Source organism: Rhizobium sp. UFLA01-1127 (assembly GCF_059803845.1).
The window spans coordinates 1-11,350 of record NZ_JAUQTZ010000177.1; the positions used below are offsets into that span (position 1 = coordinate 1).

13 protein-coding genes and 1 pseudogene are annotated in these 11,350 nt (G+C 57.6%); 8 read left to right on the top strand and 6 right to left on the bottom strand.

Going from position 1 to position 11,350, the window contains the following annotated elements:
* Positions 1-60: 60 nt before the first annotated feature.
* Positions 61-954: an SDR family oxidoreductase gene (locus tag Q4Q11_RS28495; protein WP_498571581.1), complete on the top strand. Its 894-nt coding sequence runs from the start codon at positions 61-63 to the stop codon at positions 952-954.
* 99 nt (positions 955-1,053) lie between these two features.
* On the opposite strand, the gene Q4Q11_RS28500 is transcribed toward Q4Q11_RS28495, so the two are convergent.
* Positions 1,054-1,434 (bottom strand): response regulator, encoded by a 381-nt coding sequence (locus Q4Q11_RS28500; protein WP_112509088.1) that lies wholly within the window; start codon positions 1,432-1,434, stop codon positions 1,054-1,056.
* Complete coding sequence (locus Q4Q11_RS28505; RefSeq protein WP_498571575.1) at positions 1,412-1,831, bottom strand: response regulator; 420 nt, start codon at positions 1,829-1,831, stop codon at positions 1,412-1,414. The genes Q4Q11_RS28500 and Q4Q11_RS28505 overlap by 23 nt, the downstream gene beginning before the upstream one ends.
* 186 nt (positions 1,832-2,017) lie before the next feature.
* Here Q4Q11_RS28505 and Q4Q11_RS28510 point away from each other — a divergent pair, with 186 nt between their 5' ends.
* Both Q4Q11_RS28510 and Q4Q11_RS28515 read left to right on the top strand, forming a co-directional pair.
* The gene (locus Q4Q11_RS28510) at positions 2,018-2,224 is read left to right on the top strand and encodes a hypothetical protein (RefSeq protein WP_112509092.1); all 207 of its coding nucleotides are present in this window, start codon (positions 2,018-2,020) and stop codon (positions 2,222-2,224) included.
* Between the two features lie 520 nt (positions 2,225-2,744).
* The gene (locus Q4Q11_RS28515) at positions 2,745-3,047 is read left to right on the top strand and encodes a PsiF family protein (protein WP_112509094.1); all 303 of its coding nucleotides are present in this window, start codon (positions 2,745-2,747) and stop codon (positions 3,045-3,047) included.
* A 393-nt stretch (positions 3,048-3,440) separates the two neighbouring features.
* Here Q4Q11_RS28515 and Q4Q11_RS28520 read toward each other — a convergent pair.
* The 3 genes and pseudogenes from Q4Q11_RS28520 to Q4Q11_RS28530 all read right to left on the bottom strand — a co-directional run.
* A pseudogene (locus tag Q4Q11_RS28520) lies at positions 3,441-3,625 on the bottom strand (transposase); the annotation flags it as partial.
* Positions 3,626-3,832: 207 nt separating this feature from the next.
* Complete coding sequence (locus Q4Q11_RS28525; protein ID WP_498571576.1) at positions 3,833-4,741, bottom strand: alpha/beta fold hydrolase; 909 nt, start codon at positions 4,739-4,741, stop codon at positions 3,833-3,835.
* The gene (locus Q4Q11_RS28530) at positions 4,738-5,877 is read right to left on the bottom strand and encodes an epoxide hydrolase family protein (protein ID WP_498571577.1); all 1,140 of its coding nucleotides are present in this window, start codon (positions 5,875-5,877) and stop codon (positions 4,738-4,740) included. The genes Q4Q11_RS28525 and Q4Q11_RS28530 overlap by 4 nt, the downstream gene beginning before the upstream one ends.
* Before the next feature lie 143 nt (positions 5,878-6,020).
* Between Q4Q11_RS28530 and Q4Q11_RS28535 the strand changes: the two genes are divergently transcribed.
* The 3 genes from Q4Q11_RS28535 to Q4Q11_RS28545 all read left to right on the top strand — a co-directional run bounded on the left by Q4Q11_RS28535 (position 6,021) and on the right by Q4Q11_RS28545 (position 7,746).
* On the top strand, positions 6,021-6,968 hold the full coding sequence (locus tag Q4Q11_RS28535; protein ID WP_498571578.1) for a LysR family transcriptional regulator: 948 nt from the start codon (positions 6,021-6,023) through the stop codon (positions 6,966-6,968).
* 179 nt (positions 6,969-7,147) lie between these two features.
* Positions 7,148-7,456 (top strand): type II toxin-antitoxin system RelB/DinJ family antitoxin, encoded by a 309-nt coding sequence (locus Q4Q11_RS28540; RefSeq protein WP_112509187.1) that lies wholly within the window; start codon positions 7,148-7,150, stop codon positions 7,454-7,456.
* Positions 7,453-7,746 carry a type II toxin-antitoxin system RelE/ParE family toxin gene (locus tag Q4Q11_RS28545; RefSeq protein ID WP_112509096.1) on the top strand — a complete coding sequence of 98 codons (294 nt, stop codon included), beginning with the start codon at positions 7,453-7,455 and terminating at the stop codon, positions 7,744-7,746. The genes Q4Q11_RS28540 and Q4Q11_RS28545 overlap by 4 nt, the downstream gene beginning before the upstream one ends.
* 217 nt (positions 7,747-7,963) lie before the next feature.
* On the opposite strand, the gene Q4Q11_RS28550 is transcribed toward Q4Q11_RS28545, so the two are convergent.
* Positions 7,964-8,605 (bottom strand): GntR family transcriptional regulator, encoded by a 642-nt coding sequence (locus tag Q4Q11_RS28550; protein WP_112509098.1) that lies wholly within the window; start codon positions 8,603-8,605, stop codon positions 7,964-7,966.
* A gap of 178 nt (positions 8,606-8,783) precedes the next feature.
* Between Q4Q11_RS28550 and Q4Q11_RS28555 the strand changes: the two genes are divergently transcribed.
* Entirely contained in the window at positions 8,784-10,208 is a 1,425-nt protein-coding gene (locus Q4Q11_RS28555) for a M20 family metallopeptidase (protein ID WP_498571579.1), read from the top strand.
* Positions 10,201-11,350, top strand: a 1,150-nt coding sequence (locus Q4Q11_RS28560) for a M28 family metallopeptidase (protein WP_498571580.1), incomplete at its 3' end; no start/stop codon positions are given. The genes Q4Q11_RS28555 and Q4Q11_RS28560, both read left to right, overlap by 8 nt.

Genomic DNA, 11,350 nt, shown 5'->3' on the forward strand with positions numbered 1-11,350 from the left:
ACCGCAAGCGCGACGCTCGCGGCGTCGGTCTTTCCCAGCGTTGCCTGGCCGGCTTCGAACATGCAGAAGAATACGCAGATGAACGATCCCACAACGAAGTACCCGAAGCCGCCGTTTCAGAGGCAGAGCCAGCCGTTTCCCGGCCTTGCCGGCAAGATGAACCCCAAGCCGGATCATGGCGAGACATCCTATAAAGGCTCCGGCCGTCTCGCCGGGCGCAAGGCACTGATCACCGGAGGCGATTCCGGAATGGGCCGCGCCGCAGCCATTGCCTATGCCCGCGAGGGCGCGGACGTCGCCATCAACTATCTGCCCGACGAAGAGCCGGACGCAAAGGAAGTCATCGCGCTCATCGAGAAGGAAGGCCGCAAGGGCGTGGCGCTGCCCGGTGATCTCCGTGACGCCGCCTTCTGCGAAAAACTGGTCGACGATGCGGCCAAGGCGCTGGGCGGTCTCGACATCCTCGTGAACAACGCCGGGCGACAGCAGCAGGCCCAATCGGTTAACGACATCACCTACGAGGCCTTCGACGCGACGATGAAGACTAACATTTATGCGACGTTCCTTCTGACGAAGGCCGCCCTCAAACACATGAAGCCAGGTGCGACGATCATTCAGACGACGTCGGAGCAGGCCTACGACCCGTCGGAGAACCTCGTCGACTACGCGATGACCAAGGCGGCAATGATGAACTTTACCAAGTCGATGGCGAAGCAGCTTGGCCCGAAGGGCATTCGCGTTAACGGCGTCGCGCCCGGTCCGATCTGGACGCCGCTTCAGGTCAGCGGCGGAGCGACGATGGAAAAGCTCGAAAACTTCGGTGGCGACACGCCGATGGGCCGTCCCGGTCAGCCCGCGGAACTTGCATCGATCTACGTGCAGCTTGCAGACCCGCAGGCGAGCTACGCCACCGGACAGGTCTACGGGGCGGCGGGCGGCGGCGGCCAGCCGTAACTCGCCTGCTTCACCGAAACGCCGAGCGCCGCGAGCAATATCGCCAGTGGGGAGACAAGAGATCTAAAGTCACTGTCTCGCGAAGGAGGACGTCAAGACTTAATCGCCGCCAGACGCCTGCAATCGCTTGAGCCGCTCAAGAAGCTGTTGTGGATGGTAAGGATGATCCAGGGGACCATCTTCACAAAGATCTCCGGCTATTGCCGCCGTTCGCGCGGAGGAGGGTGTCAGCAAAACCTTCAATCCAGGTCGAAGCTCTCTTGCCTTCGCCGAAAGCTGGAATCCGGATTCGTCCCGCAACTCAAGATCTGTCACGAGTATGTCGACATTCTGCCGGCGGAGAACGGCCATGGTTTCCCGCGCGTCGATGGCTTCGATGACGGTGTAACCGCAATCGCGCAGATACTCAGCCACCGTCGATCGCTGTAAAGGATCGGTCTCAACAAGAAGGATCGTTTCAGATGATGGAATCTCGGTCATTCAAGCTACTCAACAATGGGGCCAAATCCTCCAGCAGATTGCGGACTGGCTTGGGAAGAAATAAGTCGAAAGATATCGGGTCGGCTGTATTAGGCCGATACTCTCCCGACGTGACCACGACCTTGATGTGACTGTTGCTTTCCTTCGCGCGCCTTGCCAAATCCAAACCATTCAGCGTGCCCGGCATATGGACGTCGGTCACGAGGAGGTGAAAATGCGGATCACGCGCCAGTACGCTCAGCGCCTCATCCGCCGAACCAGCTTCGGTCACGTGCCAGCCCCCATCACGAAGGGTTTGGGCCAGATCAATTCGCACAAGCACATCGTCCTCGGCGACAAGCGCGCGCCGAATTGGGAGAGGGCCGGCAGCCATGTCAATATTGTTCGCTCCAACCACGAACGCTCCCCATGGGCATTCGAGTCAATTCCAAACAGCAAAATGTGCCAGCGGTGATGTTGTTCCGAACTTAAGCTAAGGAATCCATGCCAGCCACAATATTGCGTGGCCATCGATTTTGGGAGCCATTGGAACCTTTCATCTCTTTGGATGTTTGTATCGCGGAAATTTCCACGGGAGATCGACATGCTGAGCGTCAGCGTTGCAGTGCGCCAAGGCGGAACTATTGAACTTCAATCGGGAGTATTCGACGACATGGATGCGGTTGCACTCATTACATCGATGACGAAGTCCTCCCATAACGCCGCCACTGAGATTATTCGTGAAACCCGTCTGTCAGGAATGTGCAAGCGGAGAGCGGATAGTTTTGAAGTTCTGGCCAAGGTCCTGTGACCGATCATTCTTCACTGCCGGAGGAGATGGAATTTCAAACGGTAAAGGGGGGCGGCATGCCGCCGATAGCGATGACGTGGCCGGTCGTTCTGTGGGCTGAGCCATAATCAATAGCTTTGCATCTTCCATGGCTTCCGGCTCATGGTGACGGTGGAGAGAAGGCTGAGCGTTCCTTAACTCGTCATGCGAGATTGTTCATTGCCCTGTCGATGGTGCGAGGTTTACGATGATCAGATTGATTTCAGCGAGTATTCTGATTGTTCTCGCCGCGGTCGGCGTCGCATCCGCGCAAGCGATGAATGGAACACCCCGATGAACAAGAGGCGTCAGATGCGTTGAGCACCAATTGGGGCTCATCGGGTTCTGCAGCTCCGAGTCGCTGTTGCCGATGGTCGTTTCAAGGAGACAAAGCTCAGTCGCGCAGCGTAACCCATCTTTTCGAACATTCATATCTGGTTCAGATGCAGCATGCACAAGTACATGCGTCCTTAAGACACCCCCTGACTTTCGGAGGCAACACATGAAAATCACCTATGCTCTCGCTCTTGCCAGCGTGCTCGCATTTTCCGGATCGGCCTTTGCAGCATCTTCAGCCGCCACCACCACAGGCACAAATACTATTGCCAAGCCTGCTGCTGCAGCAACCGCCGACACAGCAAAGGCAGCAACCGCTACCACGGCCGCAAAGCCGGCTGTTGCCGATACGCAAAAGCAGGCTATTTCTAAGAAATGTTCGGCTGACGCTGACGCCAAAGGTCTGCATGGCAAGGAGCGCAAGAAATTCCGCGATCAGTGCAAGACCACTGCCATGAAGAAGAGCTGAAGGCCTTCGACCCGAACTGTTAAATTGCATGAATATACGGGTGTTACAATAGAAAAAGGAAGGGTGGAGAATATTTCCGCCCTTCATGTCACCACAGTATTCAAGTCCTTTCAGCAGATGTTCGGCGTATTCAAAATCGAATAAAACCAACATCAAACATGGGCGGCGATCAGGAACAAAATGTTCATTTGCGTCGCGATATCAACCAATCTTGCATTTCGCCCTGATCCAACCTCGACGTCGATATAACAAGTTCGTCAAAGGGTTCTTGGTCGCCGAACGGATCAACATCAAATGAAAATGCGGATCAGAATGTTGTGAAGCTCGACACTCGTTTATCGATTCCCGCGTCCCACGTGCCACGCATTATCGCGGCAAGCGCCTACTGTCGCCAGAATGCCTTCTGATCCATTTCCAACGAGGTTTGCGTTGACCCCATGTTCACCTGCAAGTTTCGATACCGATGCGCCAGGTTCAAGGCACGCGGGAATAAGCCGGTCTTTCGACTCAGGATCGAACCGGCGTCGTCCATTCCGACTAACCAGCCGAACGACAAGCTTTTGACCTTCATCCATCACGGCTGTCCACCTCTTTTAGGTGGACAGCCGTAACGAGCCTGCTTCATGGAGACACCGATCGAAGCGTGGCCGTCTACGAGACCGAGGAGTGACGGTGGTCGGTGGCTCCCAACCTTCACTTCACCCGTAACTACCGCCCGTCCGCCGAAGCATGCGAAGCCGAACCCTCGTCGTCCTTCGTCTACAGACCTGGCGTTCCCCATCGAATTACTTCATTTGCTCGCGGACCCTAATGACGGCGTCAGCGAAAGCGCGGGGCTGTTCCTGCGGAACGTTGTGACCTGCGTTGACGGCGCGATGTTCGTGGAAGCCGGCAAACATCTTTGAATGATCCGAGGTCCCTCCGGGCTTCAGCGGATCTTTGGTTCCGTCGATGGTTATCGTGGGCACGGTTATTCGAGGCTTTTCGGCCAACCGCGCCTCAAGATCCTGAAACGCCACGTCACCGGGCTCCAGGCCGAAGGAGTGCCGATAACAGCTAATGACGATATCCACGAAGTCAGGATTTTCAAACGCGCCCGCTGACCTGGTGAACGTCGCCTCGTCGAACCGCCAGCTGGGAGACCACTCGCTCCAGAGTATCCGGCAAAGGTCACGGCGGTTTTGCGACAGACATTTACGGCCTCGTTCCGTCTGGAACAGATGCTGGTACCAGAAAACCTTTTCCAATGCGGGAGCCGCGGGGAGTTTTTGTCCGCTGACATCGATAATGTCGTAGCCGGCGTAAGAAACTAGGCCAGCGATCCGGTCCGGCCACAGGGCTGCCACCACGCAAGAGGCGTTTCCGCCCCAATCGAAGCCGCCGAGAATGGGCCGCTCGATCCCAAGTGCATCGATTAGTTCGACAATATCGCGGCCGCGGGCCGCCTGCTGCCCGTTGCGCGACGTCGTGCTCGCTAAAAACCGGGTTGGCCCGAAGCCGCGAGTGTAGGGCACAACGACGCGCGCGCCGGCATTAGCCAATATCAAAGCGACTTCTTTGAACGCGTGCACGTCGTAAGGAAATCCATGCGAAAGAACCACAGCCCACCCATCGCGTGGACCATATTCAAGGTAGGCAATGGACAAGGTTGTTGTTTTCTCGGTCTTCGTCACCGTTCCGTCCGCCGCCATCATCGCGTGCCGCCTCCAATGTTCGTGATGAACGCGCGCAGGTCAGCGAGCATCAACTCCGGTTGCTCAAGTGCCGCGAAATGGCCGCCCTTCGGCATCGTGTTCCAGTGAACGATGTTATAGGTCTTTTCAGCAAGCGATCGCGGTGGCGGTAGGAATACGGGATCAGGGAAGGCCGCGACGCCCGTTGGAACCCGGATGCGCGTTCCTTCCGGAAATGTCTGCGATCCCTCCAGACGCTTTCCGTGGTAAATCCACGTCGACGTGACGACGGACGAAGTTGCTATGTAGAGCATAATGTTGGTCAGCAATTCGTCCTCGGTAAACTTGGCCCAGATATCCGGACCGCCATCTGACGTCCTCTCCAAGTCGGCCCACTTGCCGAACTTTTCCAGTATCCACCCGGCCGCCCCGACGGGGCTATCGGCGAGGGCCACCCCCAGTGTCTGTGGGCGGGTCTCCTGCTCCTGGTTGTACCCTGTCTCCCAGTCCAGGATCGCGGCCCGCCTCTTAAATAGGTCCGTCTCTTCCTGTGTGGTCGGGACGACATCCTTGGCAAGAACGCTTACCATGTTTAGATGGAAGCCCAGCAACGCGTCTGGTTGGATGTAAGCCATCCAACTTGCGATCCCCGCTCCCCAATCTCCTCCCTGTACAACATAGCGGCGACCCGGAAACAACTTCGTCATCAGCACATGCATCAACTCGGCTGCTCGCCGCGGTCCGATGACGCCTTTGATGGGCTGCGAAAAAGCAAATCCGGGGAGGGATGGAATGACGACGTCATGTCCATCCGCCACGAGCGGATCGAGAAGGCGTTCGAACTCGAGATAGGATCCGGGCCAACCATGCAGGAGAAGGACGGGCGGTCTGGACCCGTCGCCCTTGGCGTACAGGAAATGGATCCCTTCGCCTTCGATATCGGTTTTGAAATTGGGAAGCCGATTAAGACGCTGCTCGACCTCGCGCCAGTCATACGTGTCGAGCCAATAGGCCACCAGACGCTTGAGGTCGTTCACATCGACGCCTGCTGACCAGCCGCCGGCATCGGTAAGCTGAGACCAGTCATACGCTTCGACCTTCGTGCGGATGGCCGACAACCGTTCCTCGGATATGCGGATCGTAAATGGCGAGATCATCCTCTTACCCACCTCAATCAAAGCCCGAGGCCGAAAGCCGAACGGGCAGCAAGTTGCATCGATCGTTCATACGCAAAGATGGACTTTTGCTTTGCCATGTGTATGCCTTCTTGCCGTTAAACGCCTTTGCGCAGGATGCATAAATGGCAAGGATGGAAGTAATTGGCGATCTCGAGGTGTTTATGCTCGTTGCCGAGAGGGGAAGCTTTTCCGCGGCCGGCCGTCGGCTTGGTCTGGCTCCTTCATCGATCGCCAGGATCGTTGATCGAATCGAAGCAAGGCTCGGCGTTCGCCTGCTCCTGAGGACTACCCGGTTGCTAACGATTACGCCGGAAGGCACGGCATATCTGTCTGCGGCCCGGAGAATCCTTACGGATCTGAGGGAAACCGAGCAGATGATCTCGGACCGGAGTTCTCCGCGCGGCCGCCTACGGGTGACGACATCCATACAGTACGGAAGATTGTCACTGGTTCCCCTTCTTGGCGAGTTCATAAGGCGGTATCCTGACATCATGCTCGACGTCAACCTTACCGACACTGTCGTAGATATCGCAGCCGGTCAGGCCGACGTGGGTATCCGTTTCGGACCGCTTGCCGATGGTGCTTTGACGGCGCGAAAGCTCGGCGAAACGCGCAAGGTCATTGTTGCCTCTCCGGAATACCTTGCGCGCCGGGGCATGCCGAAAGTCCCGGAAGACCTCCACGATCATGATTGCCTCGGCTTCAACTTCAAGCGAGCCGCAGCGACTTGGCCGTTTCGGAAAGACGGGCGCGATTATCCTTTGGCCATCAAAGGCAGTGTAGAGGCAAACAATGGTGAAACGCTGGGACAGCTCGCCGCTGAGGGCGTAGGTATCACGCGCGTGGGAACACAGACTGTGGAGGCTGCGATCCGTTCGGGGCAGCTTGTGCCACTTCTCGAAGACTTCAATCCCGGAGAGGTGGAGGAAATCCACGCAGTGTTCGTTGGCGGCGCGCATACGCCGGCGCGCGTCAGGTGCTTTGTCGATTACCTCGCCGAAAATTCACGCCTGCTCGGGACCGGGCGCCCGGTACGTCCAGAAAAGGCAACCGACAGTCTATCGTCTTAAGTCGGACTGCCGACAACTATGCAAGCGGTCGTTCTAAAGACGAGGGCTCAAATCATCGGGTCCGAGGTTCGAATCGGCTCAAGAGCATAAAAGTGAAAGGAATCTTGGAGAGGGTCGAAAACTCGCTGTGGATATTGTCATTCAAATGCATTATCTTTGTACTGAATGTGGAGATCGTCATGGCCGCAAACGCACTTGTCCAAACACGTATTGATGCTGAAGTTCGCGATCGTGCCTCAGCCGTTCTCGAGAGCATGGGCCTAACGGTATCGGACGCGGTTCGGATCTTACTCACCCGCACGGCCAATGAGGGTGCTCTGCCCCTTGAACTTTTCTCAGGCAGTGAAGCTCACGACGCTTGGTTTCGCACCAAGGTGCTGGAAGCGTTGAACGATACTCGGCCCGACATTTCGGATAATGAAGTCGAGGCACATTTCGCAAAGCGTCGAGCGACAGCACGCCTCAGAGCAAGTGACCGCAAATCGTGAAGCTGACGTGGTCTGCGTTCGCTCTATCGGATCGCGACGCCATATTCACCTACATCGAGGCAGATAATCCTTCAGCCGCTGTCATGATCGACGAGCGGATCATGGCTGCCACTCGCCGCTTGATCGATTTTCCCGCAAGCGACCGCGTTGGAAGAATTGCAGGGACGCGCGAATTGGTGATCAACGGAACGCCTTATATCGCGGCATATGCCGTTATGGAGACGGCAGTTCGTATCCTTCGCGTCCTTCATGGCTCTCAGGAGTGGCCCGAGACTTTGCCACACAGCTGAGCTTTTAGCTCGACACGAACCTTCTGGTCCTTTGCGATGATCGCGGCTTCCATTTCAAGCTACAGTTGGCAATCTCGTCAGATCGCCGCGGGTTCGCGTCAGGTAGGTATTGGCGCGAGTTGTCGGTCACGATCCTTAGCTTAATGCCCCGAAGTGTCGGGCTTCCGGTTCGGTACCCATCAACGGCAATCAGTCTGCGCCCTTTGCTAACAGCCGATCAGGCCTGAAGAATGTGCCTGCGCGTTAGTTCCATCAGGTGACCGGCATCACCTCTCTCTATCGCGTCAACCATCTGCTGGTGTTCGCGACCGGATTGCTCGATGCGGGCGCGCGTTCGCCACTGCGACACCGGTGCCGAAGACGTTCGCTGCCGAATTTCCGTGACCAGCTCCACGAGTTCCTGATTACCGGCGATCGCAAGCAACTCGCGGTGGAAGGCGAGGTTGGCTTCGTAAAGCTCAAGCATGGTGCCGTTCAGCACCAGATCGTCGAAGCGTAAAGCAAGAACTCGCAGCTTCGCGATATCTGCCGCGCTCGCGTTCGCAACGATACGGTCGCTGACGGCGACTTCAAGGATGACGCGAATGTCGCTGACCTCCTCAGCGCGGCGCCCATCCTGCTCGTGGACGTGATAGCCACGATTGGGAATATGCTCCACCAGCCGCTTCTGTACCAGCCTGTCGAGAGCCCGTCGAACTTCGGGCCGCGTACAATTATATCGCCGTTCGAGATCGATCTGCTTCAGCCAGGTTCCGGGCGGAAGGCGGCCGGCAAGAATATCCTGGAGAATGAGTTCAGTCACGTCGGGCGTCTGCGGCTCTTGTATTTGCGCTGTCGCTTCGGCTTCCAGCAAATTCATGCAGTTCTCCCCAGCCTTCCGTTTCCGGCGACGACTATCATAGCTCTCCTTTGGCTCATAACGAGCACGATTATCGGTGCTGAAAAAATATTCATGCCCATCTCTTGCGCTGCTATTTCAATTGGCGCATAAATTGGCGCCAATTTGATTACCATTTTATAAGGTGGGTTGTAAATCCATGCAAAATTCCGATGCCGTCTGGGATATCGTCGAGAAAAAGCGCGCTGTGTTCTTCGAGCTGAGCGACCGGATCTGGGACATTCCGGAGACGAATTACCTGGAATACCAATCCGCAGAAGAGCATGCGCGCCTTCTCGAACATGAAGGTTTTCGCGTCGAGCGGGGCATTGCCGGCTTGCCGACGGCAGTCATGGGAGAAGCGGGCGAGGGCGGCCCGGTGATCGCGATCCTCGGGGAGTTCGATGCACTGCCGGGGCTGAGCCAGGAGGCTGGCATTGCCGAGGAGCGGCCGCTGGTCGACGGCGGCAACGGTCATGGCTGCGGTCATAATATGCTCGGTGCCGGATCGATGCTCGCTGCCGCTGCCGTCAAGGATTTCCTCGTGGAGAGCGGCCTGAAGGGCCGGGTGCGCTATTATGGATGTCCCGCCGAAGAAGGTGGCTCCTCGAAAGGCTTTATGGTCCGCGCCGGCGTTTTCGACGATGTTGATATCGCGATCTCGTGGCATCCGGCAGCCTTTGCGGGCGTCAACAACCCCATCTCGCTCGCCTGCAACGAAATCAATTTCCATTTTTCAGGCCGCGCCTCGCATGCCTCCGCCACGCCTCATCTTGGCCGCAGCGCTCTCGATGCGGTGGAGTTGATGAATGTTGGCGTCAACTACATGCGCGAACATATGCCTTCAAGCGCTCGCATCCACTATGCCATCACCAATGCGGGTGGCGCGGCACCCAACGTCGTGCAGGCGCGCGCCACAGTGCGCTACCTCGTACGAGCGAGAACCTTGCCGGAGCTTCTGTCCCTGGTTGCCCGTGTCAGGAAAGTTGCCGAAGGTGCGGCGCTGATGACCGAGACTACTGTTCGCAGCGAGATCATTAGCGGCGACGCCAATCTCGTCGGCAACACGCCGCTGGAAGAATGCATGTTCTCGCATCTGCAGCGGCTCGGGCCTCCGCAGTTCGATGATGCGGACCGGGAAATAGCCCGCAAGTTCCAGCAGACCTTCAATGCTGAGGATATCGCAGCCTCCTATGGCCGTTTCGCGCTGAAATCGAGGAGAGATCAGCCGCTTTGCGAGGAGATTTTCCCGCTGAACGCTGGCGATGGCACGCTGGTCGGCTCCACCGATGTCGGAACCGTGAGTTGGGTGGTACCAACAGTGCAGATGCGCGGCGCGACCTACGCCATCGGTACGCCCGGCCATTCCTGGCAACTGGTCGCCCAAGGCAAGCTGCCGGCTGCTCACAAGGGAACCGAGCATGCTGCCAAGGTGATGGCCAGCACGGCAGCGGATCTCATCCGTAATCCCAAGTTGATCGAAGCCGCCAAGGCCGATCACAAGGCGCGCCTTGAGGGAACGCCTTTCGTCAACCCGATCCCCGATGACGTCGAACCGCCGCTGCCGGAGAAGGCCCATGCCTGACTTGGCCCTGCAGCCAGATCGTGAACAGCTAATGGCACACATCCGCGAGTTCGCCCGGCGGGTGAAATTATCCGGAACGCCGGAGGAACTGGAGAGCTTTCATTATCTTCAGGCGCAGATGGACAGCTATGGGTATCGCACACAGCTGCTGTCGCATGATGCTTTCATCAGCCTGCCCGGCGCGGCAAAGGTCGAGATCGAAGGCAAAGGTCTTGGTTGCATTACCCATTCGATGTCGGTTTCGAGCGGGGCAGGAGGTATAAGCGGCGACCTCGCCCATGTCGGCGAAGGGACAGAAGCCGATTTCGTCGGCAAGGACGTCGCCGGCAAAATCGTTCTGGTCGACGGAATTGCCACCGAGGAAGTCGCCGCACTTGCGAGCGCGGCCGGCGCCTGCGGCCAGATTCATGTGAGCCCGAACGAACATCTCTACGAAATGTGCGTGTCGCCGGTCTGGGGCAGCCCGTCGCAACATACGCGGGCCCAACTCCCGAAGACTGTCATCTGCACAATTGCCAGAGAAGACGGCATGCGCCTACGCGAACGGCTCGCCCGGGGTGAAAAGGTGCACACAACTCTCACGGCAGAAGTCGACACCGGATGGCGCAATACGCCACTCCTGGTCGCCGAGTTTCAGCCGGCGAGTGAGGATGAGCCATTCGTGCTGTTTTCAGGCCATCACGATACTTGGCATTTCGGTGTCATGGATAATGGGGGCGCCAACGCGACGATGCTGGAGGCGGCACGCCTGCTTGCCCTTCAGACAAGGGATTGGCAGCGCGGTCTGCGCATCTGCTTCTGGTCCGGCCATTCGCATGGACGCTACTCCGGTTCTGCCTGGTATGCCGACGAATATTTTGACGAGCTCGATCGCCGTTGCGTGGCGCATGTCAATGTCGACTCCACCGGCGGCGAGGGCGCGTCCATTCTTACCAATTCCGGCGTCATCGACGAGTTGAAGCCTTTGGCGGCGGACACAATCGAGCGGCTGACAGGACAAAAACATGCCGGCAGGCGCCATGGCAGAGCCGCAGATCAATCCTTCTGGGGTGTCGGCATCCCCTCGATGTTTGGTAGCCTCAGCCATCAGCCGCCTGGGCCTGTCAAGATGCTGACGGCGCTCGGCTGGTGGTGGCATACAC

What these genes read in the sequence shown, in the direction of transcription:
- Q4Q11_RS28495 (WP_498571581.1), top strand. Translation starts at nt 61, where the DNA reads ATGCAGAAGAATACGCAGATGAACGATCCCACAACGAAGTACCCGAAG.
- Q4Q11_RS28500 (WP_112509088.1), bottom strand. Translation starts at nt 1,434, where the DNA reads ATGACCGAGATTCCATCATCTGAAACGATCCTTCTTGTTGAGACCGAT.
- Q4Q11_RS28510 (WP_112509092.1), top strand. Translation starts at nt 2,018, where the DNA reads ATGCTGAGCGTCAGCGTTGCAGTGCGCCAAGGCGGAACTATTGAACTT.
- Q4Q11_RS28515 (WP_112509094.1), top strand. Translation starts at nt 2,745, where the DNA reads ATGAAAATCACCTATGCTCTCGCTCTTGCCAGCGTGCTCGCATTTTCC.
- Q4Q11_RS28525 (WP_498571576.1), bottom strand. Translation starts at nt 4,741, where the DNA reads ATGATGGCGGCGGACGGAACGGTGACGAAGACCGAGAAAACAACAACC.
- Q4Q11_RS28530 (WP_498571577.1), bottom strand. Translation starts at nt 5,877, where the DNA reads ATGATCTCGCCATTTACGATCCGCATATCCGAGGAACGGTTGTCGGCC.
- Q4Q11_RS28535 (WP_498571578.1), top strand. Translation starts at nt 6,021, where the DNA reads ATGGCAAGGATGGAAGTAATTGGCGATCTCGAGGTGTTTATGCTCGTT.
- Q4Q11_RS28540 (WP_112509187.1), top strand. Translation starts at nt 7,148, where the DNA reads ATGGCCGCAAACGCACTTGTCCAAACACGTATTGATGCTGAAGTTCGC.
- Q4Q11_RS28550 (WP_112509098.1), bottom strand. Translation starts at nt 8,605, where the DNA reads ATGAATTTGCTGGAAGCCGAAGCGACAGCGCAAATACAAGAGCCGCAG.
- Q4Q11_RS28555 (WP_498571579.1), top strand. Translation starts at nt 8,784, where the DNA reads ATGCAAAATTCCGATGCCGTCTGGGATATCGTCGAGAAAAAGCGCGCT.